This window comes from Pseudomonas sp. NPDC085632, assembly GCF_044541255.1.
GTDB lineage: Bacteria > Pseudomonadota > Gammaproteobacteria > Pseudomonadales > Pseudomonadaceae > Aquipseudomonas.
In genome coordinates, this window is the sequence record NZ_JBITSX010000036.1 from 1 (window position 1) to 22,715 (window position 22,715).

Here is a 22,715-nt window from a genome sequence, read left to right on the forward strand (position 1 = left end):
CGACAGAGATGTCACCGAGAGGGATATGCAGCTGACGTACGACACGTCGAGCCAGATCGGGGTTAGCGTTCCCCGTAAAGACCATCATCTTGGACACGCGCAGTACCTAGAGGCTGAGGGTAACCTGGATGAGTATAGAAAATGGCAGGGGCGGCTGGATTCGAACCAACGCATGGCAGGATCAAAACCTGCTGCCTTACCGCTTGGCGACGCCCCTGTATCTGTTGCATCAAGTGCCGTGCACTTGGTTCCTTTAGAGCAGACTTTGCAGCTTGCGGTGCAACATCGAAACGTTGCTTCCTTTCGCTACAAACCCTGTAAGGGTCTCTGTCAGAAGGGCCGAGACTTTATCAGCTTCAGCTTTGCTTGGGAAGCCCCCAAACACACAACTTCCAGTTCCGGTGAGCTTTGCTTCGGTAAATTTACCTAACAAATCCAATGCGTTACGTACCTCTGGATAACGCCTTGCAACCACCGGCAAGCAGTCATTTCGACTGTTTCCCTCGGGAACGGGGCGCACTTTAATGGGCGGCGTGTTACGTGTCAACAAAGGATCGGAAAAAATTTCTGCCGTACTAACAGAGACTTGCGGCACGAGCACCAGATACCACGGTTCTTCGGGATCGACCGGGGTCAGTTTCTCGCCCACACCCTCGGCAAACGCCGCATGGCCACGGACGAAAACCGGCACGTCAGCGCCAAGCGTCAGGCCCAGTGCGGCCAGGCGATCTTCATCCCAACCCAGCTGCCACAAATGATTCAGGCCGAGCAAAGTTGTCGCCGCATTCGAACTGCCACCGCCAATGCCGCCGCCCATAGGCAGCACTTTGTCGATCCAGATGTCGACACCGAGCGTAGCGCCGGACTGTTGCTGGAGCATTTTTGCCGCGCGCACGATCAGGTTGCTGTCATGCGGCACGCCAGCGAATTCAGTGTGCAACTGAATCACGCCGTCATCGCGCAAGGCAAAGGTGATTTCATCGCCGTAATCGACAAACTGAAACAAAGTCTGCAACTCGTGATAACCGTCTTCACGACGACCGAGAATATGCAGCATCAAGTTGAGTTTGGCCGGCGAGGGCAGGGTCAGACGTGCAGCGGTCATGCGTTATTGCCCCAACTTGCGCGGTTGCCAGGTCTTGATCACCAGCGTCACGTCGAGGTCGGTGCCGTGCAGCTTGATGCGCTCGGGCAACCAATAACCATTCTGTTCGGTGTAAGCGGTGTATTCGACTTTCCAGCCATCCTGTTCCAGGTCGGCCAGGCGACTGTTGGCGTCCAGGTTCAGGCGGCTTTTGCTGTCGGGAGCCGGCAGGCCACGTACCCACCAGGCCAGATTCGACACCGGCAACTTCCAGCCAAGCTGCTCTTCGAGCAAAGCTTCCGGCGATTGCGATTCGTAGCGGCCCTGATTGGCGACTTCCAGCGACACCTTGCCCGGACGCCCGGTCAGGCGTGCCGCGCCACGACCCAGTGGGCCGGACAGGCGAATGTCGTAGTAGTCCTGACGTTGCAGCCAGAACAGCGTGCCGCTACCGGAATCTTTCGGCGCGCGGATGCCGATCTTGCCGTCGATCTGCCAGCCGTCGAGGCCGGTCAGCTGTTGTTTGTTCGCGGCCCATTGAGCCGGGCTGCCGTGGCCCTCGACCGATTCGCGGGTACCAAAACCCGAGCAGCCAGCGAGCAGGGCAATGAAGCTGAAAACAATAACGTGGCGCAAAAACATGAGTTAAAGAGTCTCGGATCCGGTCAGGCGCTTGATGGTGCTGCGCAGAATGGTGCTGTCGGGCTGATCCTTGAGGAATTTGCCCCAGATTTGTTTGGCTTCACGCTGGTTGCCCTTGGTCCACAACACTTCGCCCAGATGCGCGGCGACTTCGTGATCAGGGAAACGCTCCAGCGCCTGACGCAGATATTTCTCGGCGTCATCCAGATTGCCCAGGCGGTAATTCACCCAGCCGAGGCTGTCGAGTACCGCCGGATCTTCCGGATTGATCTGGTGCGCCTGCTCGATCAGCGCTTTGGCTTCAGCGTAGCGGGTAGTGCGATCGGACAGGGTGTAGCCCAGCGCGTTAAGGGCCATGGCGTTGTCTGGATCACGCTTGATGATCAGGCGCAGGTCTTTTTCCATTTGCGCCAGATCATTGCGTTTTTCTGCGAGCATGGCCCGGGTGTACAGCAGATTCAGATCGTCCGGGTATTGCAGCAAGGCTTGCTGCAAGACTTTCCAGGCTTTGTCGTCCTGTTTGTTGGCCGACAGGGTTTCCGATTCGATCAGGTACAGCTGAATCGCGTAATCCGGTTGCTCGTCGCGCTGGGCGGCGAGTTTGCTTTGCGCTTCAGCGGTCTTGCCGTTGTTCATCAGAATATCGGCCTGACGCAATTGCGCCGGCAGATAATCGTTGCCCGGACCGACCTGGGCGTACTCGATGAGGGCGCCTTGCGGGTCATTGCGTTCTTCGGCGATGCGACCGAGGTTCAGGTGCGCCGAGTCGACGTGGCTTTCCCGGGCGATCAAGTCTTCCAGATAACCTTTGGCCTCGTCCCAGGCTTTGGCTTCCAGGCAGACCAGCGCCAGCGAGTAACGCAACTCGTCGTCTTCCGGGTATTGCTGAACGAGGCTGGAGAACTCGGCCTTGGCGTCGTCCATGCGGTCCTGTTCGACCAGCATGCGCGCGTAAGTCAGGCGCAGGCGTTTGTCGTCCGGATACTTCTTGATGCTTTTTTGCAGCAGGGGCAGGGCTTCGTCGCCACGGTTCAGCAATTGCAGCAGACGTGCGCGCAGCAGAATCGGTGCGATCTCGCCTTCTTCCGGCGGATGGTCTTCGAGCAATGCCAGCGCGGCTTTGTTGTCGCCGTCCTGCTGCAAGAGCAAGGCTTTGCCGAAAATCAGCTGGCTGTTGTTCGGATGGCGTTGCAACAAGCGGTCGAAACTTTTCATCAGGCCGTTGCGGGTTTCCTGATCGGTGTCCGCCGCCGACAGCGCGAGGAAGTCGAAATGAGTGTCGCCCTTGCCTTGCAGGACTTTCTCCATATAGACCATCGAGTCGTCATAACGCCCGGCGCGCGCCAGTTGCACGGCAGCGGCGCGTTGCGCTTCGAGGTCGTCCGGAGCGTTTTTCGCCCAGATCAGCGCCGTATCGAGGGCCGGTTGATCGGCGCCCAGATATTCGGCGATACGGAATGCGCGCTCGGACACACCCGGATCCTGCGTATTGATGGCCTGGGTCACGTAGTTGTCCAGGGCAATGTCGAACCGATTGCGCTGGCCGGCGAGTTCGGCGCTCAACAGGCTGAAAACGGTTTCCTCGCTGAACGAGCTGTAAACCTTGGGCTTTTCAGGCGCGGGCGTGGTGTCTTCAACCGACGGCGTACCGTCCGGCGAAACGGGGGCCAAGGCCTGGCAGCCGCTGAGGAAGACAAAAGCGAGGAGCAACGCGGAAGATCTATTCATATAGGAAGAGGACGACTAACCTGCGGTCGGATCATCATGACACAAGCCTTCGGCCAAACATAACCGAGACTCAATTGTGCCCATTATAGGGGCTGACGATTGGGACAATAGTCAGCGGTAGTTGTTCTGAATCTTTCGAAGTAGGACAATTGCCGGCTTCACGTCACCATCAGCGACTTTGAATGGCCTTCCTTGCACTCGGTATCAACCACAAGACTGCTTCAGTAGACGTCCGCGAGCGCGTGGCCTTTACCCCTGAGCAGCTGGTGGAAGCCTTGCAGCAGCTCTGCCGACTGACCGACAGCCGCGAAGCTGCGATCCTCTCGACCTGCAATCGCAGTGAGCTTTATATAGAACAGGATCAGCTTTCTGCCGATGTCGTATTGCGCTGGCTGGCTGATTATCACCATTTAAGCCTCGATGAGCTGCGTGCGAGTGCTTATGTGCATGAAGATGATGCGGCAGTTCGTCACATGATGCGCGTCGCCTCCGGGCTCGACTCGCTGGTGCTCGGCGAACCGCAGATTCTCGGCCAGATGAAATCGGCCTACGCCGTGGCCCGCGAGGCCGGTACCATCGGCCCGCTGCTGGGGCGGCTTTTCCAGGCAACGTTCAATGCCGCCAAACAGGTGCGCACCGACACCGCGATCGGTGAAAACCCGGTGTCCGTGGCATTTGCCGCGGTCAGCCTGGCGAAGCAGATTTTCAGTGATTTGCAGCGCAGCCAGGCTCTGTTGATCGGCGCCGGCGAGACCATCACCCTGGTCGCCCGCCATTTGCACGAGCTGGGCGTCAAGCGCATCGTCGTCGCCAACCGCACGCTGGAGCGCGCCAGTCTGTTGGCTGAACAGTTCGGCGCTCACGCGGTGTTGCTGTCGGACATCCCGGCAGAACTGGTACGCAGCGATATCGTTATCAGTTCGACCGCCAGTCAGTTGCCGATTCTCGGCAAGGGCGCGGTGGAAAGCGCTTTGAAGCTGCGCAAGCACAAACCGATCTTCATGGTCGACATCGCCGTTCCCCGGGATATCGAGCCGGAAGTCGGCGAGTTGGACGACGTTTACCTCTACAGCGTCGACGATCTCCACGAAGTGGTCGCCGAGAACCTCAAGAGTCGTCAGGGCGCAGCCCAGGCAGCGGAAGAGATGGTTTCGGTCGGCGCCGATGATTTCATGGTGCGCTTGCGCGAGCTGGCGGCGGTCGATGTGCTCAAGGCCTATCGTCAACAGAGCGAACGCCTGCGCGACGAAGAGCTGCAAAAGGCCCTGCGCCTGCTGGCCAATGGCGGCAACGCCGAAGACGTGCTCGGGCAATTGGCCCGTGGCCTGACCAATAAACTGTTGCATGCGCCCAGCGTGCAATTGAAAAAGCTTTCTGCCGAAGGCCGCCTCGATGCGCTGGCCATGGCCCAGGAACTCTTTGCCCTTGAGGGCTCACCGGATAGCTTTTCGGATAAAAAACCGCAATGAAAGCGTCACTGCTCAATAAGCTGGACATCCTCCAGGACCGTTTCGAGGAACTGACCGCGCTGCTCGGCGACGGCGAAGTCATTGCCGATCAGACCAAATTCCGCGCGTATTCCAAGGAATACGCCGAACTCGAGCCGGTCGTGCAAGCCTATAAAAAGCTGCTCAGCGTACGAGGCGATCTGGAAGGCGCGCAGGCGCTGCTCAAGGACAACGACCCGGACATGCGCGAAATGGCCGTGGAAGAAGTCCGCGAAGCCAAAGAATTGCTGGTGACCCTGGAAGACGATCTGCAACGCATGTTGCTACCCAAGGATCCGAATGACGGCCGCAACGTGTTCCTCGAAATTCGCGCCGGCACCGGTGGCGACGAGGCGGCGATCTTCTCCGGCGACCTGTTCCGCATGTACTCGCGTTATGCCGAACGCCGTGGCTGGCGCGTGGAGATCCTTTCGGCAAACGAAGGCGAACACGGTGGCTATAAAGAAGTCATCGCGCGCATTGAAGGCGACAACGTTTACGGCAAGCTGAAGTTCGAATCCGGCGCGCACCGCGTACAGCGCGTACCCGCCACCGAATCCCAGGGCCGTATCCACACCTCGGCCTGCACCGTCGCGGTGTTGCCCGAGCCGGACGAGCGCGAAGCCATCGAGATCAACCCGGCGGATTTGCGCGTCGACACTTACCGTTCCTCCGGGGCCGGTGGTCAGCACGTCAACACCACCGATTCGGCGATCCGCATCACGCACATTCCGACCGGCACCGTCGTCGAGTGTCAGGAGGAGCGCTCCCAACACAAGAACCGAGCACGGGCGATGGCCTGGCTGTCGGCCAAACTCAACGATCAGCAAACCGCCGCGGCGGCGAATGCCATCGCCAGTGAGCGTAAATTGCTGGTCGGTTCCGGTGACCGTTCCGAGCGGATCCGCACCTACAACTTTGCCCAGGGCCGGGTCACTGACCATCGCGTCAACCTGACCCTGTACTCGCTGGATGAAATTCTCGCCGGTGGCGTTGAAGCGGTGATCGAGCCGTTGCTGGCCGAACACCAGGCGGATCAACTCGCAGCGATAGGTGAGTAAATGACCATCATTGCCAGCCTGTTGCGCGCCGCCGAACTGCCGGACTCACCGACTGCGCGTCTGGACGCCGAGTTGCTTCTCGCCGCTGCGCTGGGCAAATCGCGCAGTTTTCTGCACACCTGGCCCGAGCGTATCGTGCCGAGTGAAGCGGCGCTGACTTTTGCCGAGTACCTGCAACGTCGTCGTGGCGGCGAGCCGGTGGCCTACATTCTCGGACAGCAAGGCTTCTGGAAACTCGATCTGGAAGTCGCCCCGCACACGCTGATCCCGCGCCCGGACACTGAGTTGCTGGTCGAAGCGGCGCTGGAATTGCTCCCCGCAACCCCGGCCAACGTGCTCGACCTCGGCACTGGCAGCGGCGCGATCGCATTGGCCTTGGCCAGTGAGCGTCCGGCGTGGAAAGTCACTGCCGTGGATCGCGTGCTGGAAGCCGTAGCCTTGGCTGAACGCAATCGCCAGCGACTGCACTTAAACAATGCCACCGTGCTGAGCAGCCATTGGTTCAGCGCGCTGGAAGGTCAGCGTTTCCAGTTGATTATCAGCAATCCGCCGTACATTGCCGCCGCCGATCCACATCTGGTCGAAGGCGATGTGCGCTTCGAGCCGGCCAGCGCGCTGGTCGCCGGTGAAGACGGGCTCGACGATTTGCGTCTGATCGTCGCCCAGGCCCCGGAGCATCTGCAGGCCGGTGGCTGGCTGATGCTTGAGCACGGCTATGATCAAGCCGAGGCCGTGCGCGATCTGCTGCTCACACGCGGTTTCGAAGAAGTCCACAGCCGCACCGATCTGGGCGGCCATCAACGCATCAGTCTGGGGCGCCTGCCGTGCTGAATGATCAGGAATTGCTGCGCTACAGCCGGCAGATTCTGCTGCAACACATCGACATCGACGGGCAACTGAAGCTCAAGCACAGTCGCGTGCTGATCGTCGGCCTCGGCGGTCTCGGCGCTCCGGTGGCGTTGTATCTGGCGGCGGCGGGTGTCGGTGAGCTGCATCTGGCGGATTTCGACACGGTCGACCTGACCAACCTGCAACGCCAGATCATCCACGACACCGACAGCGTCGGCATGAGCAAGGTCGACTCGGCGCTCAAGCGCCTGGGCGCGATCAATCCCGAGATTCAACTGATCGCCCATCGACAGGCGCTGGACGAGGATTCTCTCGCGGCTGCCGTGGCGGCGGTGGATCTGGTGCTCGACTGTTCCGACAATTTCTCCACCCGCGAAACGGTCAACGCGGCGTGTGTGGCGGCGTGCAAGCCACTGGTCAGCGGTGCGGCGATTCGCCTGGAAGGGCAGTTGTCGGTGTTCGACCCGCGTCGCGCCGAGAGCCCGTGTTACCACTGTTTATACGGGCACGGCAGCGAAGCCGAACTGACTTGCAGCGAAGCGGGTGTGGTCGGGCCGCTGGTGGGTCTGGTTGGCAGCCTGCAAGCGCTCGAGGCCTTGAAGGTTCTGGTCGGTTTCGGTGAGCCGCTGGTGGGCCGTTTGCTGTTGATCGATGCCCTCGGTTCGCGTTTCCGCGAGTTGCGGGTCAAGCGTGATCCGGGTTGCAGTGTCTGTGGTTCGCGCCATGCGTGAAGCGCCGATCGGCGTATTCGACTCCGGTGTCGGCGGCTTGTCGGTACTGGCGGAAATCCAGCGTTTGCTGCCCAATGAATCGCTGCTTTATGTTGCCGATTGCGGGCACATTCCCTACGGTGAGAAAACCCCTGAATTCATCCGCCAGCGCTGCAGCGTGATGGCCGGGTTTTTCCGTGAGCAAGGCGCCAAGTCCTTGGTGCTGGCCTGCAATACGGCCACGGTTGCCGGCGTTGCCGATTTGCGTCGCGACTTTCCCGACTGGCCGATTGTCGGTATGGAGCCTGCGGTCAAACCCGCCGCCGCCGCGACCCGCAGCGGTGTCGTCGGCGTGCTCGCCACCACCGGCACTTTGCAGAGTGCCAAGTTCGCCGCACTGCTTGATCGCTTTGCCACTGACGTTCGCGTGATCACCCAGCCATGCCCCGGCCTGGTCGAACTGATCGAAAGTGGCGATCTGCACAGCACCGAGTTGCGCCAGTTGCTTCACGGCTATGTCGAACCACTGCTGACCAGTGGTTGCGACACAATCATTTTGGGCTGCACCCACTATCCTTTTCTCAAGCCGATGCTCAAGTCGATGATCCCTGCGGACATCAGCCTGATCGATACCGGCGCCGCCGTGGCGCGTCAACTTCAGCGGCTTTTGGCGGAGCGCGATTTACTCGCTGTCGGCCCGAACCAGCCGGTCAGATTCTGGACCAGCGCCGATCCTGCGTACTTGAAAAACATCTTGCCGCTGCTGGGACAAAACGCTGGCGAAGTGCAAAACTTCAGCTTGTAAAAAAATTGTGAAATAACTAAAAAATCAGCTGAACTTCTAAGCAGGCGCTAGCTTCTATAGCGATGAGTTACCTAGAAAACCAAACGATCGTTCCGGAAAAGGAAGTTTCAACGTGAAGCGACTATTCTGCTTGGCCGCGATTGCGGCCGCACTGATGGGGCAAAGTTTTACTGCACAAGCGGCAGGCGTGGAGTTCGCGGTGGGGGCCACCAGCGACTCGACGATGACATACCGCCTGGGCATGAATTTCGACTGGGACCAGAGCTGGCTGCAAAGTGACGTCGGTCGTCTGACTGGTTACTGGAGCGGTGCCTACACCTACTGGGAAGGCGACAAGACCTCCAGCAACAACAGCCTGTCGTTCTCGCCGGTATTGGTTTACGAGTTTGCCGGTCAATCGGTCAAACCGTATGTCGAGGCGGGGATCGGCGTGGCCGTGTTCTCCAACACCAAGTACGAAGACAACAACATCGGTGGCGCCTTCCAGTTCGAAGACCGCTTCGGTTTTGGTCTGCGTTTCAATGGTGGGCATGAAGTCGGGATTCGTGCGACGCACTATTCCAACGCCGGCCTGGCCAGCAGCAACGACGGTGTAGAAAGTTACTCGCTGCATTACACGATGCCGCTCTAAAAAAGATCAAAAGATCGCAGCCTTCGGCAGCTCCTGCATGGGAATGATTTCTTCTGCAGGAGCTGCCGAAGGCTGCGATCTTTTGTTTTTTTAAATCAGCGGTAAGCGGTCGTGATGCCTTTGCGTTCTTCAATGCATTCCGGCGCACCCATCTCGAACTCGCGGCAGATCAGCGGGCGTTTCTCATAGATCGTGCACATCATGCTGTCGCGATCCAGCGCCGCGCACCAGCCGTCGTCCAGACGCAGCATCACTTCGCCGCCCCACTCATCGGTATCGATAAAGCGATCAGGCACGCCGGTGTCGGTGATCAGCATCACTTCGAGCTGGCAGCAGCACGCCGCGCAGGTCGAGCAGGTGACCGCCGGCTCGGTGATTTGTTGGTGGGGAATGGTCTTCATGGTCGGCAGTGTAAGGCAGTCGCCGCTGTGCGTGTGAAAGGTCTGACAGACGCTCAGTGACTTAAGCGCCGAGCCATCACATGCAGCAACGGAAACAGCAGCGCCCAGAGCAGGCCGATGCCGATCAGGGTAGGCAGTTCGCCGTAGGGAAATTGCACCCCGGCCAATCGTCCGCCGGCGTAATACGACAGCGCTCCGCCGATCGCGCCCAACACGCTGGCCAGCCACCAGGGCCGGGCGCTCCATGCCAGGCAATGGCGCAACGTGGTCGCCAGCAGTGCCCAGAGCAGCATCAGCCACAGCGGAATCAGCGGCGACAGGTCCTGAAACTCGAACACACCCGCCGCGCGCAAAACGCTGTCCACCGCCGTGCCGACAATCACCACGCTCAACATCAAACGGCCCTCGGCCGCCCAACTGCTGATCCAGCGCAGATGAATCACCAGCACCGCCAACGCGACCAGCAGCCACAAGCTGTTGCCGCCGAGCACGCAGGTCAGCCAGCCGATCTGGAACAACACGGCATTGGCAACACGCTCAAGCATCGAAGCGACCGAGTAGCGGTGCGGTCATTGCGGCTGGTTTGGCCAGCAGCAATTGCGCGGTGCCGATGGTGCGCTCAAGAAATCCGCCCTCGCAGTAACACAGGTAAAACTCCCACAGCCGCAGGAAATAGTCGTCGTAACCCAACTCGCTCAAACGGCCATGGGCGCGACGGAAGTTCTCGTGCCACAAACGCAGGGTGCGGGCGTAGTGCAGGCCGAAATCTTCCATGTGCAGCAGGTTCATGTCGGTGTCGCGGCTGACCACTTCGAGCATTTTCTGCACGCAGGGCAGGGCGCCGCCGGGGAAGATGTAACGCTGGATGAAATCGACGCCGCGCTTGGCCTGTTCATAGCGTTGCTCACGAATGGTGATCGCCTGGATCAGCATCAGGCCGTTGCTCTTGAGCAGGCGCGCGCATTGTTTGAAGTAGGTCGGCAGGAAGCGGTGACCGACCGCTTCGATCATCTCGATCGACACCAATTTGTCGTATTCGCCGCTGAGGTCACGGTAGTCCTTGAGCAGCAGCGTGACCTGATCCTGCAAACCCAATTGTTCGATGCGTTGTGCGGTAAACGCGTACTGCTCTTTCGACAGTGTCGTGGTGGTTACCCGGCAACCGTAATTCTGGGCGGCGTAGAGCGCCATGCTGCCCCAACCGGTGCCGATCTCCAGCAAATGATCACCGGGTTTGAGCGCAAGTTTCTGGCAGATCCGCTCCAGCTTGTTCAACTGCGCCTGTTCGAGGCTGTCTTCAGGGGTGAGAAATTGCGCCGCCGAATACATCATGGTCGGATCAAGAAATTGCTCGAACAGATCGTTGCCGAGGTCGTAGTGCGCGGCGATGTTTTTCTGCGAGCCCTTGCGGGTATTTCGGTTGAGCCAGTGCAGGCCTTGCACCAACGGCCGGCCGAGGCGGGCCAGACCGCCCTCCATCGCGTCGAGCACCTCAAGGTTACTGACAAATACGCGCACCACTGCCGTCAGGTCCGGCGAACTCCAGTAGCCGTGGATAAACGCCTCGCCAGCACCAATCGAACCGTTGCCGGCGACCATGCCCCAGACGGCCGAGTCCAGCACATGGATTTCCCCGAGCAACGCACTGCCCGGCGTACCGAACATCAGCCGTTCGCCATCCTCGACCACCAGCAGTTGCCCGTGTTTGAGTTGCGCCAATTGGCGTAACACGCCACGACGCAGCAGCGAACCGGTCAGACCGTTGGCGCTGAACCGACTGACCGACAGACTAGAGGATTTCATGGCGGTGCTCCTTGGGAGGCACAGTGGCGATTTGAAAACTGCCGTCGGCAGCCTGATGAGCAAAAAGCGGTGCGCGTTTGAGCAGCAGTCGCAGCGCTTGCCAGTAGATCGCCAAGGCGGTTTTCGCGGTCATCCACGGGAAGCGGCGCAAATATCGATGCAGGCTCTGGCGATCAAGGGTTTCGCGCTGCAGATTGAGCGTCGCGTCGAACAGTTTGTGCTCGCCTTGCCAGTCGGCCATGTGCACGCCGAGGGCTTGCGCGGCGGGACTGAAACTCATGCGATATTCGAGATCGCGCGGCAAAAACGGCGAAACGTGAAAGGCCTTGGCTACGGCGAAGTGCTGATGGAAATCGTGCAGGTCAACGGGCGTGCGTGCCGGCAGCACGTAGTGATAACGCTCGCGCCACGGCGTGTTGGTGACTTCGCAGACAATCGCCGCCAGTTGCCCGTCGGCTTCATGGCAATAAAAGAAGCTCACCGGGTTGAACGACAACCCCCAGCTGCGCGCCTGGGTCAGCAGGCAGATCGCGCCTTGCGGTTCATGGCCGATGGCGATGCCGACCTGCTGACGCACGGCATCGATCAGACGCATGCCTCGGCCGGTGAATGCCTTGAGATAGTCGGTCTCGCGAAAGGAAAACGGCGCAAAGCGACTGCGCCCGGCCAGCGGCGACAGAGCAAGCACTGCGTCTTGTTCACTGAGATCGAGGTAGAGCAGACCGATCCGATAGCGAAACTCATGGCGGCGTGGCGAGAAACGCCGATGGCCGATCCAGCCGCTGTACAGGGCGCTGTTCATAAGGTTTCCCCGAACGCGGCGGCTACGCGCAAGGCGCTGACGACACCGTCCTCATGGAAACCGTTGGCCCAATAGGCGCCGCAATAATGCGTGTGTTGCGCGCCATCCAGTTCGCCCCAGCGTTGCTGTGCGGCCGCTGCTGCGAGGCTGAACTGTGGATGGGCGTAGGTGTAGCGGGCGAGCACTTTGTCGGGGCTGATGCCGGCGCTCTGATTGAGGCTGACACAGAACGTGGTGTCGCTCTCAATGCCCTGCAGAATGTTCATGTCATAGGTGACGGCGGCGTGCGTATGGCCGGCGCCACTGAGGCGATAGTTCCAGCTTGCCCAGGCCAGTTTTCGCGTTGGTAACAAGCGCGTGTCAGTGTGCAGTACCACTTCATTGTCGGCATAGGGCAGGGCACCGAGGATCGTGCGTTCGGCATCGCTTGGGACTGCCAGCAGTTTCAACGCTTGACCACTGTGGCAGGCGAGCACCACCTGATCGAAGTGTTCGAGGCCTGCCGGGCTGTGGATAACTACGCCGTGCACATCGCGATCAACCCGGGTGACGGGACAATTGAGGCGGATCCTGTCTTTGAATGCTGCCGTCAGCGGCGCGATATAGGCGCTTGAACCGCCTTCGATGACCTGCCACTGCGGACGATCGCTGACCGACAACAGCCCATGGTTCTTGAAGAACCGCACAAAAAACTGTAGCGGGAAATTAAGCATTTCCGCCATCGGCATCGACCAGATCGCCGAGCCCATCGGCACGATGTAATGCAGGATGAAGCGTTCACCGTAACCGCCGGCCTTGAGGTAATCGTCGAGGGTGGTGTCGGCGGCGATGCGCAGTTCGACGAGATCTCGCTGGGCTTCTTTGTTGAAGCGCAGAATGTCGCGCAACATGCCCCAGAACCCTGGCGACATTAGGTTGCTGCGCTGGGCGAAGAGGCTGTTGAGGCTGTTGCCGTTATATTCCAGGCCTGTGTCCGGGTCGGTCACCGAAAAGCTCATTTCAGTCGGCTTGAACGCTACGCCGAGCTGGCCGAGCAGGCGGATGAAATTCGGATAGGTCCAGTCATTGAATACGATGAAGCCGGTGTCCACAGCGTACTGCCGTCCTGCGACCGTGACGTCGACCGTGTGCGTGTGGCCACCGACCCAGTCGCTGGCCTCGAACACCGTGATCTCGTGCCGGCGATTGAGCAGGTGGGCGCAGGTCAGCCCGGCGATGCCGCTGCCGACGATGGCAATTTTCATGTCGGATCCGTCAGCGGTGGAGACTTGCGCACCATGCGCTTGCCAATCGCCAGTTGAACGCGTGCCGGCAGTTTCGACAGCGGCCACAGCGCGGCCATGAACAATGCCGGGAAGGCGATCTCCAGCGGCCGGTCCTTGAGCTTGGCGAAGATGTGCCGCGCGGCTTTATCCACAGGCCAGCTCAAGGGCATGGGGAAATCATTTTTGGCGGTCAGCGGTGTTTCGACGAAGCCGGGGCTGACCACGGTGACTTCAATGCCTTCGTCGGCCAGATCGATGCGCAGCGATTCGAACAGATAACGCAAACCGGCCTTCGAGGCGCCGTAGGCTTCGGCGCGGGGCAGCGGCAGGTAGGTCACCGAACTGGCCACGCCAATCAGATGCGGCGCGGTACCTTTGCGCAGCAGCGGCAGCGCGGCCTCGATGCAATAACTGCTGGCGAGCAGGTTGGTGCGCACCACATGCTCGATGATCGAGGAGTCGAACTGTTTGGCATCCACGTATTCGCAGGTGCCAGCGTTGAGAATCACCGAGTCCAGCGAACCCCAGTCTTCGACGATCTGCTCACCGATTTCGCGCACAGTCTGGCTGTTGGTCAGATCTCCCGGCACCACCAGAACCTGCCCCGGGTAGCGTTGCGACAAGACCTTGAGCGGGGCGATCTGGCGGGAACTGACCGCCAGGTGCGCTCCGGTTTTCAGGATCTCTTCAGCCAGCGCCGCGCCAATGCCACTGCTGGCCCCGGTCAACCAATAACGCCGTGGAGGTGTACGACTCATCCCATTCTCCTTTTCAGCCAGGCGATGACCCGGCCCAATACTGGCAAGTGTTCATACAGCAGCGCCCCGGCATCGAAATAATCCCGATGGCGATAAACCTTGTCGTGCCACAACAGATGCGAGCAACCGCTGACACGAATCACGCGGCCACCCGCCAGGCGCGGGTGGCGATAACTCATGACCCAGCGCAGGTAACCTTCGCAGTCGCCGATCTGGTCGAAACCATGAAAGTCGAAACGCAGTTCGCTGACATTGGCGTACAGCTCGCCGAAATAATCGCGAAGCTGTGTCAGGCCCTGCACCTCGTGCAACGGATCGGTGAAGTGAATGTCATCGCTGTACAGCTCGCCCAGGCTTTGCAGGTTGTTTTTGTTCAACGCTGAAAATTGCCGGGCGAAGCGGCGCAGGAATTCACTCATCATCGCCTCCTGTAGACGTACGCGATGGCAGGTTCTTGAAGGCCGCCAGTGCCCGCTGGCGCGAGTCGCTGAGGTTGACGATCGGCGACGGATAATCCACCGCACCGAACAAACCACCGAGGTTGGCCGGGTTGTGCAATTCTTTTTTGTCGAGGTCGGCCAGTTCCGGCAGCCAGTGCTTGATGAACAGGCCTTCGCTGTCGAATTTTTCCGACTGGCTCAGCGGATTGAAGATGCGGAAATACGGCGCCGAATCGGTGCCCGTCGACGAACTCCATTGCCAGCCACCGTTGTTCGCCGCCAGGTCGCCATCAATCAGGTGGCGCATGAAAAAGCGTTCGCCTTCGCGCCAGTCGATCAACAGGTTTTTGGTCAGGAACATCGCCACGACCATGCGCAGGCGATTGTGCATCCAGCCGGTTTCGAGCAATTGGCGCATCGCTGCGTCGATGATCGGCAGACCGGTGCGCGCCTCTTGCCACGCCGCGAGATCCTCAGGCGCATTACGCCAGGCCAGCGCTTCGGTTTCCGGGCGGAAGGCGCGGTGCCGCGAGACCCGTGGGTAGCCGACCAGAATGTGTTTGTAGAACTCGCGCCACAGCAGCTCGTTGATCCAGGTGACCGCACCGACCTTGCCGCTTTCGAATTCGCCCTGATTACTTTGCAGGGCGGCGTGCAGGCATTGGCGCGGCGAGATCACGCCGGCAGCGAGATATGCCGAGAGCTGGCTGGTGCCAGGTTTGGCCGGGAAGTCGCGTTCGCTCTGGTAGTAGTCGATCTGCGCGTCGGTGAAGGTGTCGAGGCGGCGTCGGGCTTCCTGTTCACCGGCGGGCCACAGATCGCGCAGGGCTTGGCTCGGTGTGGCGAAGCCTTTGACGGCGTCGGGAATCGGGTCGCTGTCGATGGCAAGTTTTGCCTGTTTGCCGGGGGCCTTGACCAACGCCGGCATCGAGCGATTCAGGCGTTCGTAACAGACTTTGCGGAACTGGCTGAACACCTTGAAGTAACTCTCGGTCTTGGTCAGTACGCTGCCGGGTTTGAACAGCAACTGGTCGAGATAGCTGTGAAAGGTGATGCCCTCGGCCTTTAGTGTTTCGCCTACCGCTGCATCGCGACGGCTTTCATGGACGCCATATTCTTCATTGACGTGAACCGCCGCTATCCTCAGCTGCCGGCAGAGCTTGAGCAGTTCTGCAGGGGCTTGATCCCAACGGGTCGCAGTGCGAATCAGCAACGGGATGTTGAGTTGGCCGAGGCTTGCGCTCAGCTCACGCAGGTTGCGTAACCAAAAGTCGACCTTGCACGCTGCATCGTCATGTTCCAGCCACTGCTGCGGGCTCAACAGGTACACGGCGACCGTCGGGCCGCGCGCTGCGGCAGCCGCGAGGGCGGTATTGTCATGTTGGCGCAAGTCGCTGCGCAGCCAGATCAATTGCATGTCGGAACTCACTGCGTCCATTAAATCAGCCCACGCTGAACGAGCACCTGGTGCGCTACAAGCGCGTCTTCAGCCAGGAACACATCAGCCATCTCGGAAGTTCTTACGGACAACTCGGCGTGGTGGATGCATACCGTTGGTCCGACCAGCATTTTGGTACAACCGACTCCGTTCAGTAGCTTGGGCAACTGCGCAAGGTTCATGGCTTTGCTGGAATACAGCAGTACGCCTCGGGCTTGCAGATGTTCGACCGCCAGCGCCAGTTCGGTGGCCGGCAGCGGCCAGTCAAACACTTGCACCGGACAATCAGCGCTACTGATCAGCCACGCGCATAGCCACAGATGAGGTTCCAGTGACAGGTCGGAGTGATTGATCAACAACAGCGGTGCACCATTCAACTGACGATTGTTATGGTAGATGCGTGCGCCGAATTTGCTGCGTAACCACGAATAAAAGAACACCCGCTCCATCTGCGCGCCGAACTGGCCTTGCCAGCGCTGCTCAAGTTCAGCCAACAGCGGCATCAGCAATTGCTCGCACAATGTGCGTGGCGGGTAGAGCGCCATGGCCTGATTGACGCTGTCGTCGAGGCTGCGTTCATTGAGTTGCGTGACGGCCGCCAGCAGCGTCTGAAGCAAGCGCTGCCAGTCGTTTTCCACCGTTTCGCTGAACGCCTGCGGCGTGTCGAGCAGCGGTTTGACCTGACTGACCGCGACGCCACGGTTGAGCCAGGTGAGGATGGTCAGAATCCGCTGCACATGTTCGGCCGAATACAGCCGGTGGCCCTTGGGCGTGCGTTGCGGTACGACCAGCCCGTAGCGGCGTTCCCACGCGCGCAGGGTGATCGCGTTGACACCGGTCTGCCGGGCGACTTCGCGAATCGGCAGCCAGCCCTCGTCGAGGGCTTTCTTAAAATCAACGCCAAGGTCTTCCTGGGCGCTGGTATCCATTTTGTCATTCATTAGATTGCGTTTCGCAGGCTGAGGTTTTCCGGGTGCGGTTGCAGGTAAACCTGTTGCGCGATGTACGAATCCGGATGGAGGCGAAAGTGGTGCTTGAGCAGCGTCAACGGCACCACCAGCGGCACGATGCCTTGGCGGTACTGGCCGATGACGTGTTGCATTTCCTGTTTGTCTTCGGCGCTGATCGCCTGTTTCAGATAACCGCTGATGTGCAGCAGCACGTTGCAGTGCGTGCCACGGGTGGCGCATTTCTTCAATGCCGCCATCAGTTCGCTGAAGTAGCGCGGGCCGAGTTCGGCGGGATCGCTGTGGGCCATGTTGCCCAACATTTTGCCCAGTGCTTTGTATTGCAGCGGGTTATGCGCCATCAGCAAATATTTGTAGCGCGAATGGAATTCGGTGAGGGCGCGACGACTCAGGCCGCCAGCGAGGACGTGTTGCCATTCGCTGTAGGCGAACACACGGGTGATGAAATTCTCGCGCAGCACCGGATCGTTGAGGCGCCCGGCTTCTTCCACCGGCAAATCCGGATGGCGCGCGCAGAACGCCTGGGCGTAGATCCCGCGTCCGCCGCCGTTCACCGGGGCGCCGTTGGCGTGGTAGACCTTGACCCGTTCCAGCCCGCAGGACGGCGATTGCTGCATGAAGATGTAGCCGCAGATGTCATCGAGTTCGGCGGCCATTTTCTCGCCGTATTCGGCCAGTGGCTGAGTGACGTTGATCGCCCGGTTCACCGTGCCGACCGCTTGTGGATGCTCGGCCTCGCCAACGAGGCGGATAGGTTCGCGCGGGATGCCCAGGCCGATGGCGACTTCAGGGCATACCGGGACAAAATCGAAATGCTCGGTGAGGGTGCGGCTGCACAGTCGCGATTCCTTGTGCCCACCGTTGTAGCGCACCTCGGCACCCAGCAGGCAGGCGCTGATGGCGATTTTAGGTTTGGCTACGCAGGTATCTGACATGGGCACCTCGAATCTATACCTATACAGAGATCAATCTCTGTACAACATTGGCTTAGCATAGATTCAAGGGTGTACAAGTCAAATCATTTGTACAACTTTCTGTAGGAGCTGCCGAAGGCTGCGATCTTTTGATGTTGTGGTTGTAAAGCAAAATCAAAAGATCGCAGCCTTCGGCAGCTCCTACATGAGCCAACCGATTTTCCAGTGAGTGCTGTTTTGTAGCGCTTGCCAATCGAGTCGTTCAGCACGCTTGGTCAACACCGCCTGCAACTCGACTTCCAGCACCGTACCTTCCTCATCACGGAACAACTCGGTCACCAGAAAATGTTTTTCACGATTCTGCGGCTGTGCTGCTGTCCATTTCGACAGCAGCAATTTTTGCGGATTGATGCGGTTCATTGCAGGTGTTCGTGCAAGCGTCGCGCGGCTTCCTGACCGCTGAGCCATGCGCCCTCAACGCGCCCGGACAGGCACCAGTCGCCGCAGGCATACAGACCCAGATCGGCATCGGCCAAAGTGCCCCATTCGTGGCCTGTCGCGGGACGTGCGTAGAGCCAGCGGTGGGCGAGGCTGAAGGTCGGCGCGGGCATGGCGCTGTGCAGCAATTCGGCAAACGCACCGTGCAGTTGCTCGATCACCGCTTCTTTTGACAGGTCGATATGTTGCCGGCTCCACGCGCTGGTGGCATGCAGAACCCACGTGTCGAGAATGGTGTCGCGCCCCGGTTTACTGCGGTTGCGCGCCAGCCAGTCGAGCGGGCTGTCCTGTACAAAGCAGCCTTCGATCGGCGTATCCAGTGGTGTTTCGAAAGCGAGGGCAACGGCCCAGGTCGGGTCCATTTTCACCCCGGCGGCGGCCCCGGCAAGTTTCGGTGCAGCGGCCAGCAGGGCAGTCGCTTGCGGTGCCGGGGTGGCGATCACGACGTGGCTGAACGGCCCGTGGGTGAAACCTTCGGCGTCCTGCAAATGCCAGTGTTCTTCACCGCGATAGACCTCGGTAATCCGGCAGGCGAAGTGCACTTCCAGGCCGTCGAGCAAGCCACGGGTGATGGCGCTCATGCGCGGCGCACCGACCCAACGGGTCTGCTCGTCCGGCGACAGATTCAGTTGCCCGCCCTGATAGGTGTAGAGCTGTGGCGTCCACTCGGCGACCCAGCCCTGGCTTTGCCAACGCTGCACTTCGGTGACGAAGCGGCGGTCGCGCGCGGTGAAGTATTGCGCGCCCATGTCCAGTGAGCCAGCGTCGCTGCGCTTGCTCGACATACGCCCGCCGCTGCCGCGACTTTTGTCGAATAATTGAACGGTGTGCCCGCTCTCTGTCAGAGCCTGGGCGGCGGAGAGTCCGGCGATGCCGGTGCCGATGATTGCGATAGGTACAGTCATAGGGGCCTCGTTTACCTTTCTGTACAGACTACGCTGAGGATGAAACCTGTACAATTTTGTTTTTTGGTATAACTTCTAGCGTTCTCGTTCTGACAGCTTGGCCTATGGTTAAACAATAGAGCCTGCCCGATAGAAAAGATCCCTGCTTATAAAAATAGACTAGTGATCCGGGTTAAACGCCACGCGAGGAAGATGTCATGCACATATTGCTGACCGGCGGTACTGGTTTGATCGGACGTCAGCTCTGCCAACACTGGTCAGGGCAGGACCATCGCCTCACGGTGTGGAGTCGCAAACCGGAGAAGGTCGCGAAAATCTGTGGCGCGCAGGTGCGTGGCATTGCGCGTCTGGAAGATCTCGGCGAGGAGCCCGTGGACGCGATCATCAATCTGGCTGGCGCACCAATTGCCGATCGGCCGTGGACACATCGACGCAAAGCGTTGCTGTGGAGCAGCCGCATCACGCTGACGGAAACGCTGTTGGCGTGGCTTGAGACCCGCACGCAGAGACCGGCATTGTTGATTTCCGGTTCGGCGATCGGCTGGTATGGCGATGGCGGTGAGCGCGAGCTGACGGAGGAATCGCCGCCGGTGATCGACGATTTCGCCAGTCAGTTGTGCATTGCCTGGGAAGAAACCGCGTTGCGGGCCGAGGCTTTGGGTATCCGCGTGGTGCTGGTGCGAACCGGGCTGGTGCTGTCGGCCGAGGGCGGCTTTTTGTCGCGGTTGCTGCTGCCGTTCAAACTCGGGTTGGGCGGGCCTTTGGGCAATGGCCGGCAGTGGATGCCGTGGATTCACATCAACGATCAAATCGCCCTGATTGATTTTCTTCTGCACCGCGATCAGGCCAGTGGTCCTTATAATGCGTGCGCGCCGAAACCGGTGCGCAATCGCGAATTTGCCAAGACGCTGGGCAGCGTTTTACACCGCCCGGCGTTCATGCCGATGCCGACGCTGGCGCTGAAGGTCGGCCTCGGCGAAATGTCTTTGTTGTTGCTCGGCGGCCAGAAGGCTATGCCGGCACGCTTGCTGGAAGCGGGTTTCACTTTCCAGTTCACGGATTTACGTGCGGCTCTGGATGATCTCTCCAGCCGCCTCTGAAATAGGACGTTGCATGACCGATCACGCCTTGCTTCTGGTCAACCTGGGTTCCCCGGCCTCAACCTCAGTGGCCGATGTACGCAGCTACCTCAACCAATTCCTGATGGACCCGTACGTGATCGACCTGCCGTGGCCGGTGCGGCGTTTGCTGGTGTCGCTGATCCTGGTCAAGCGCCCGGAACAATCGGCCCACGCCTATGCGTCGATCTGGTGGGAGGAGGGTTCGCCGCTGGTGGTGCTCAGTCGTCGCCTGCAGCAGCAAATGACCCGGCAATGGGCGCATGGCCCGGTAGAGCTGGCCATGCGTTACGGTGAGCCGTCGATTGAAACCTGCCTGCTCAAACTGGCGGCGGCGGGGCACAAGCGCATCACGCTGGCGCCGCTGTATCCGCAGTTCGCCGACAGCACCACGACCACAGTGATCGAGGAAGCAAAACGGGTGATTCGCCAGAAGAAACTCGACGTGCAATTGTCGGTGTTGCAGCCATTTTATGATCAGCCGGAATACCTCGATGCATTGGTTGAAGGCGCTCGACCTCATTTGCAGCAGGATTACGATCACTTGCTGCTGAGCTTCCACGGTCTGCCTGAGCGGCACCTGACCAAACTCGATCCGACCGGCAATCACTGCTTCAAGAATGAGGACTGCTGCAAGAACGCCTCGCCTGCAGTATTGGCGACCTGTTATCGCGCGCAATGCCTGCGGACAGCGGCGTTGTTTGCTGAGCGCATGGGGTTGCCGGATGGCAAATGGTCGGTGTCGTTTCAGTCGCGTCTGGGTCGGGCGAAGTGGATCGAACCGTACACCGAAGCGCGCCTGGATGAACTGGCGAAAAGCGGCGTGAAGAAGATTCTGGTGATGTGCCCGGCGTTTGTCGCCGATTGTATCGAGACGCTGGAAGAGATTGGTGATCGCGGCAAGGAACAGTTCTGTGAAGCGGGGGGCGAGGAGTTGGTGCTGGTGCCTTGCTTGAATGACGACCCGCAATGGGCGAAAGCTTTGGCGACCCTCTGCGAACGAGCGCCGCTGGCCCTTTAAAAAGCCAAAAGCTTCGCGAGCAGGCTCGCTCCCACAGGGAAACGCATTCCAAAACTGTGGGAGCGAGCCTGCTCGCGAAAGCTATTTGTCAGGCAGTGAAGATCTAAGGGTTCAGATCAGCGGCTCATCCGCCTTCTTGTTCTTCCAGCCATCATTGCCCGGCAGAATCAGGTTCAGCGCAATCGCCACCACCGCGCACAGCGCAATGCCTTTGAGGCCGAAGTCGTCCGGGCCGGTACCGGTGCCGACCAGCACACCGCCAATCCCGAACACCAGCGTTACCGACACGATCACCAGATTGCGCGCTTCGCCCAGATCGATCTTGTGACGGATCAGGGTGTTCATGCCCACCGCCGCAATCGAACCGAACAGCAAGCACAGAATCCCGCCCATCACTGGCACCGGAATGCTCTGCAGCAGCGCGCCGAACTTGCCGATGAATGCCAGGCTGATGGCGAAGATCGCCGCCCAGGTCATGATTTTCGGGTTGTAGTTCTTGGTCAGCATCACTGCGCCTGTCACTTCGGCGTAGGTGGTGTTTGGCGGACCGCCGAACAGACCGGCGGCGGTGGTGGCAATGCCGTCACCGAGCAGGGTGCGATGCAGTCCCGGCTTCTTCAGATAGTCGCGACCGGTCACGCTGCCGACGGCAATCACGCCGCCGATGTGTTCAATCGCCGGGGCCAATGCCACCGGAACAATGAACAGAATCGCCTGCCAGTTGAACTCCGGCGCGGTGAAGTGCGGGATCGCAAACCATGGCGCAGCGGCAATCTTCGCCGTGTCGACCACGCCGAAGTAGAACGCCATAGCAAAACCGACCAGCACGCCGGAAATGATCGGCACCAGGCGGAAGATGCCTTTACCGAATACCGCCACGATCAACGTGGTCAGCAGCGCCGGCATCGAGATCAGCATCGCAGTCTGATAGTGGATCAGCTCAGAACCATCGCCAGCCTTGCCCATCGCCATGTTCGCGGCAATCGGCGCCATGGCCAGGCCGATGGAAATAATCACCGGACCAATCACCACCGGCGGTAGCAAACGGTCGATAAAACCGGTGCCTTTGATCTTCACGGCAAGACCGAGAAAGGTGTAGACGAAACCGGCCGCCATCACACCGCCCATGGTCGCGGCGAGCCCAAACTGGCCCTTGGCGAGAATGATCGGGGTGATGAAAGCGAAGCTCGACGCGAGAAACACCGGCACCTGACGGCCGGTGACGATCTGGAACAGAATCGTCCCCAGACCCGCGGTAAACAGTGCCACGTTCGGGTCCAAGCCCGTGATCAGCGGCATCAGCACCAGGGCGCCGAAAGCCACGAACAGCATCTGCGCGCCGGACAGCACCGTGCGCCAGAGCGGATCGTTGAACTCTTGCTGCATG

The 22,715-nt window shown here is 59.9% G+C and carries 24 protein-coding genes, 1 tRNA gene and 1 pseudogene; 8 read left to right on the forward strand and 18 right to left on the reverse strand.

Annotated features, from left to right (window positions below):
• The 5 genes and pseudogenes from ACIF4X_RS20345 to ACIF4X_RS20365 form a co-directional block, all read right to left on the reverse strand.
• Positions 1–97: pseudogene (locus tag ACIF4X_RS20345) on the reverse strand (ribose-phosphate pyrophosphokinase); the annotation flags it as partial.
• Between the two features lie 45 nt (positions 98–142).
• Positions 143–217: transfer RNA gene (locus ACIF4X_RS20350), tRNA-Gln, on the reverse strand.
• Positions 218–253: 36 nt separating this feature from the next.
• Positions 254–1,105 carry a 4-(cytidine 5'-diphospho)-2-C-methyl-D-erythritol kinase gene (ispE, locus tag ACIF4X_RS20355; RefSeq protein ID WP_397483487.1) on the reverse strand — a complete coding sequence of 284 codons (852 nt, stop codon included), beginning with the start codon at positions 1,103–1,105 and terminating at the stop codon, positions 254–256.
• A gap of 3 nt (positions 1,106–1,108) precedes the next feature.
• Positions 1,109–1,726, reverse strand: coding sequence for a lipoprotein insertase outer membrane protein LolB (gene lolB, locus ACIF4X_RS20360; protein ID WP_397483488.1), 618 nt, complete (start codon positions 1,724–1,726; stop codon positions 1,109–1,111).
• Positions 1,727–1,729: 3 nt separating this feature from the next.
• A complete protein-coding gene (locus ACIF4X_RS20365) occupies positions 1,730–3,454 on the reverse strand; it encodes a tetratricopeptide repeat protein (RefSeq protein ID WP_007912892.1) in 1,725 nt (574 codons plus the stop codon).
• A gap of 182 nt (positions 3,455–3,636) precedes the next feature.
• Here ACIF4X_RS20365 and hemA point away from each other — a divergent pair, with 182 nt between their 5' ends.
• The 6 genes from hemA (at position 3,637) to ACIF4X_RS20395 (ending at position 8,997) form a co-directional block, all read left to right on the forward strand.
• On the forward strand, positions 3,637–4,923 hold the full coding sequence (gene hemA / locus ACIF4X_RS20370; RefSeq protein WP_053123763.1) for a glutamyl-tRNA reductase: 1,287 nt from the start codon (positions 3,637–3,639) through the stop codon (positions 4,921–4,923).
• The gene (prfA, locus tag ACIF4X_RS20375; protein WP_397483489.1) at positions 4,920–6,002 is read left to right on the forward strand and encodes a peptide chain release factor 1; all 1,083 of its coding nucleotides are present in this window, start codon (positions 4,920–4,922) and stop codon (positions 6,000–6,002) included. Before hemA ends, prfA begins: the two co-directional genes overlap by 4 nt.
• On the forward strand, positions 6,003–6,833 hold the full coding sequence (prmC, locus tag ACIF4X_RS20380; protein WP_397483490.1) for a peptide chain release factor N(5)-glutamine methyltransferase: 831 nt from the start codon (positions 6,003–6,005) through the stop codon (positions 6,831–6,833).
• Positions 6,827–7,582, forward strand: a complete 756-nt coding sequence (locus ACIF4X_RS20385; protein WP_397483491.1) for a molybdopterin-synthase adenylyltransferase MoeB — start codon at positions 6,827–6,829, stop codon at positions 7,580–7,582. Before prmC ends, ACIF4X_RS20385 begins: the two co-directional genes overlap by 7 nt.
• Positions 7,575–8,366 (forward strand): glutamate racemase, encoded by a 792-nt coding sequence (gene murI / locus ACIF4X_RS20390; RefSeq protein ID WP_397483492.1) that lies wholly within the window; start codon positions 7,575–7,577, stop codon positions 8,364–8,366. Before ACIF4X_RS20385 ends, murI begins: the two co-directional genes overlap by 8 nt.
• 112 nt (positions 8,367–8,478) lie before the next feature.
• Positions 8,479–8,997, forward strand: a complete 519-nt coding sequence (locus ACIF4X_RS20395; RefSeq protein WP_397483493.1) for an acyloxyacyl hydrolase — start codon at positions 8,479–8,481, stop codon at positions 8,995–8,997.
• Between the two features lie 95 nt (positions 8,998–9,092).
• Here the strand turns inward: ACIF4X_RS20395 and ACIF4X_RS20400 are convergent, their stop codons facing one another.
• The 12 genes from ACIF4X_RS20400 to ACIF4X_RS20455 all read right to left on the reverse strand — a co-directional run bounded on the left by ACIF4X_RS20400 (position 9,093) and on the right by ACIF4X_RS20455 (position 19,189).
• Positions 9,093–9,398 (reverse strand): YkgJ family cysteine cluster protein, encoded by a 306-nt coding sequence (locus ACIF4X_RS20400; RefSeq protein ID WP_007912865.1) that lies wholly within the window; start codon positions 9,396–9,398, stop codon positions 9,093–9,095.
• A 53-nt stretch (positions 9,399–9,451) separates the two neighbouring features.
• The gene (locus tag ACIF4X_RS20405) at positions 9,452–9,943 is read right to left on the reverse strand and encodes a DUF2878 domain-containing protein (RefSeq protein ID WP_397483494.1); all 492 of its coding nucleotides are present in this window, start codon (positions 9,941–9,943) and stop codon (positions 9,452–9,454) included.
• Complete coding sequence (locus ACIF4X_RS20410) at positions 9,936–11,201, reverse strand: class I SAM-dependent methyltransferase (protein ID WP_397483495.1); 1,266 nt, start codon at positions 11,199–11,201, stop codon at positions 9,936–9,938. The genes ACIF4X_RS20405 and ACIF4X_RS20410 overlap by 8 nt, the downstream gene beginning before the upstream one ends.
• Complete coding sequence (locus ACIF4X_RS20415) at positions 11,188–12,003, reverse strand: DUF1365 domain-containing protein (protein ID WP_397483496.1); 816 nt, start codon at positions 12,001–12,003, stop codon at positions 11,188–11,190. The genes ACIF4X_RS20410 and ACIF4X_RS20415 overlap by 14 nt, the downstream gene beginning before the upstream one ends.
• A complete protein-coding gene (locus ACIF4X_RS20420; protein WP_397483497.1) occupies positions 12,000–13,247 on the reverse strand; it encodes an NAD(P)/FAD-dependent oxidoreductase in 1,248 nt (415 codons plus the stop codon). Before ACIF4X_RS20420 ends, ACIF4X_RS20415 begins: the two co-directional genes overlap by 4 nt.
• Positions 13,244–14,026, reverse strand: a complete 783-nt coding sequence (locus ACIF4X_RS20425; protein WP_397483498.1) for an SDR family NAD(P)-dependent oxidoreductase — start codon at positions 14,024–14,026, stop codon at positions 13,244–13,246. Before ACIF4X_RS20425 ends, ACIF4X_RS20420 begins: the two co-directional genes overlap by 4 nt.
• A complete protein-coding gene (locus ACIF4X_RS20430) occupies positions 14,023–14,445 on the reverse strand; it encodes a nuclear transport factor 2 family protein (RefSeq protein WP_397483499.1) in 423 nt (140 codons plus the stop codon). Before ACIF4X_RS20430 ends, ACIF4X_RS20425 begins: the two co-directional genes overlap by 4 nt.
• The gene (gene phrB / locus ACIF4X_RS20435; RefSeq protein WP_397483500.1) at positions 14,438–15,883 is read right to left on the reverse strand and encodes a deoxyribodipyrimidine photo-lyase; all 1,446 of its coding nucleotides are present in this window, start codon (positions 15,881–15,883) and stop codon (positions 14,438–14,440) included. Before phrB ends, ACIF4X_RS20430 begins: the two co-directional genes overlap by 8 nt.
• Positions 15,884–15,903: 20 nt before the next feature.
• Positions 15,904–16,845, reverse strand: a complete 942-nt coding sequence (locus ACIF4X_RS20440) for a MerR family transcriptional regulator (RefSeq protein ID WP_397483501.1) — start codon at positions 16,843–16,845, stop codon at positions 15,904–15,906.
• Positions 16,845–17,807, reverse strand: coding sequence for a YbgA family protein (locus tag ACIF4X_RS20445; protein WP_397483502.1), 963 nt, complete (start codon positions 17,805–17,807; stop codon positions 16,845–16,847). The genes ACIF4X_RS20440 and ACIF4X_RS20445 overlap by 1 nt, the downstream gene beginning before the upstream one ends.
• Positions 17,808–17,987: 180 nt before the next feature.
• Positions 17,988–18,206: a TIGR02450 family Trp-rich protein gene (locus ACIF4X_RS20450; protein ID WP_007912847.1), complete on the reverse strand. Its 219-nt coding sequence runs from the start codon at positions 18,204–18,206 to the stop codon at positions 17,988–17,990.
• Positions 18,203–19,189, reverse strand: a complete 987-nt coding sequence (locus ACIF4X_RS20455) for an NAD(P)/FAD-dependent oxidoreductase (RefSeq protein ID WP_397483503.1) — start codon at positions 19,187–19,189, stop codon at positions 18,203–18,205. The genes ACIF4X_RS20450 and ACIF4X_RS20455 overlap by 4 nt, the downstream gene beginning before the upstream one ends.
• Positions 19,190–19,386: 197 nt before the next feature.
• Here ACIF4X_RS20455 and ACIF4X_RS20460 point away from each other — a divergent pair, with 197 nt between their 5' ends.
• Both ACIF4X_RS20460 and hemH read left to right on the forward strand, forming a co-directional pair.
• Positions 19,387–20,289, forward strand: coding sequence for a TIGR01777 family oxidoreductase (locus ACIF4X_RS20460; protein ID WP_397483504.1), 903 nt, complete (start codon positions 19,387–19,389; stop codon positions 20,287–20,289).
• A gap of 13 nt (positions 20,290–20,302) precedes the next feature.
• Positions 20,303–21,328, forward strand: coding sequence for a ferrochelatase (gene hemH, locus ACIF4X_RS20465; RefSeq protein WP_397483505.1), 1,026 nt, complete (start codon positions 20,303–20,305; stop codon positions 21,326–21,328).
• A 111-nt stretch (positions 21,329–21,439) separates the two neighbouring features.
• On the opposite strand, the gene ACIF4X_RS20470 is transcribed toward hemH, so the two are convergent.
• Positions 21,440–22,714 carry a uracil-xanthine permease family protein gene (locus ACIF4X_RS20470; RefSeq protein WP_077574503.1) on the reverse strand — a complete coding sequence of 425 codons (1,275 nt, stop codon included), beginning with the start codon at positions 22,712–22,714 and terminating at the stop codon, positions 21,440–21,442.
• Between the last annotated feature and the right edge of the window lies 1 nt (position 22,715).

Bases quoted from the DNA above. Each gene is read 5' to 3' on its own strand.
- hemH (WP_397483505.1), top strand. From the start codon at position 20,303: ATGACCGATCACGCCTTGCTTCTGGTCAACCTGGGTTCCCCGGCCTCA.
- ACIF4X_RS20430 (WP_397483499.1), bottom strand. From the start codon at position 14,445: ATGAGTGAATTCCTGCGCCGCTTCGCCCGGCAATTTTCAGCGTTGAAC.
- ACIF4X_RS20425 (WP_397483498.1), bottom strand. From the start codon at position 14,026: ATGAGTCGTACACCTCCACGGCGTTATTGGTTGACCGGGGCCAGCAGT.
- ACIF4X_RS20405 (WP_397483494.1), bottom strand. From the start codon at position 9,943: ATGCTTGAGCGTGTTGCCAATGCCGTGTTGTTCCAGATCGGCTGGCTG.
- ACIF4X_RS20470 (WP_077574503.1), bottom strand. From the start codon at position 22,714: ATGCAGCAAGAGTTCAACGATCCGCTCTGGCGCACGGTGCTGTCCGGC.
- hemA (WP_053123763.1), top strand. From the start codon at position 3,637: ATGGCCTTCCTTGCACTCGGTATCAACCACAAGACTGCTTCAGTAGAC.
- ispE (WP_397483487.1), bottom strand. From the start codon at position 1,105: ATGACCGCTGCACGTCTGACCCTGCCCTCGCCGGCCAAACTCAACTTG.
- phrB (WP_397483500.1), bottom strand. From the start codon at position 15,883: ATGCAATTGATCTGGCTGCGCAGCGACTTGCGCCAACATGACAATACC.
- ACIF4X_RS20410 (WP_397483495.1), bottom strand. From the start codon at position 11,201: ATGAAATCCTCTAGTCTGTCGGTCAGTCGGTTCAGCGCCAACGGTCTG.
- ACIF4X_RS20445 (WP_397483502.1), bottom strand. From the start codon at position 17,807: ATGTCAGATACCTGCGTAGCCAAACCTAAAATCGCCATCAGCGCCTGC.
- ACIF4X_RS20365 (WP_007912892.1), bottom strand. From the start codon at position 3,454: ATGAATAGATCTTCCGCGTTGCTCCTCGCTTTTGTCTTCCTCAGCGGC.
- ACIF4X_RS20415 (WP_397483496.1), bottom strand. From the start codon at position 12,003: ATGAACAGCGCCCTGTACAGCGGCTGGATCGGCCATCGGCGTTTCTCG.
- ACIF4X_RS20450 (WP_007912847.1), bottom strand. From the start codon at position 18,206: ATGAACCGCATCAATCCGCAAAAATTGCTGCTGTCGAAATGGACAGCA.
- murI (WP_397483492.1), top strand. From the start codon at position 7,575: ATGCGTGAAGCGCCGATCGGCGTATTCGACTCCGGTGTCGGCGGCTTG.
- ACIF4X_RS20400 (WP_007912865.1), bottom strand. From the start codon at position 9,398: ATGAAGACCATTCCCCACCAACAAATCACCGAGCCGGCGGTCACCTGC.
- ACIF4X_RS20460 (WP_397483504.1), top strand. From the start codon at position 19,387: ATGCACATATTGCTGACCGGCGGTACTGGTTTGATCGGACGTCAGCTC.
- prmC (WP_397483490.1), top strand. From the start codon at position 6,003: ATGACCATCATTGCCAGCCTGTTGCGCGCCGCCGAACTGCCGGACTCA.
- prfA (WP_397483489.1), top strand. From the start codon at position 4,920: ATGAAAGCGTCACTGCTCAATAAGCTGGACATCCTCCAGGACCGTTTC.
- lolB (WP_397483488.1), bottom strand. From the start codon at position 1,726: ATGTTTTTGCGCCACGTTATTGTTTTCAGCTTCATTGCCCTGCTCGCT.
- ACIF4X_RS20455 (WP_397483503.1), bottom strand. From the start codon at position 19,189: ATGACTGTACCTATCGCAATCATCGGCACCGGCATCGCCGGACTCTCC.
- ACIF4X_RS20440 (WP_397483501.1), bottom strand. From the start codon at position 16,845: ATGAATGACAAAATGGATACCAGCGCCCAGGAAGACCTTGGCGTTGAT.
- ACIF4X_RS20420 (WP_397483497.1), bottom strand. From the start codon at position 13,247: ATGAAAATTGCCATCGTCGGCAGCGGCATCGCCGGGCTGACCTGCGCC.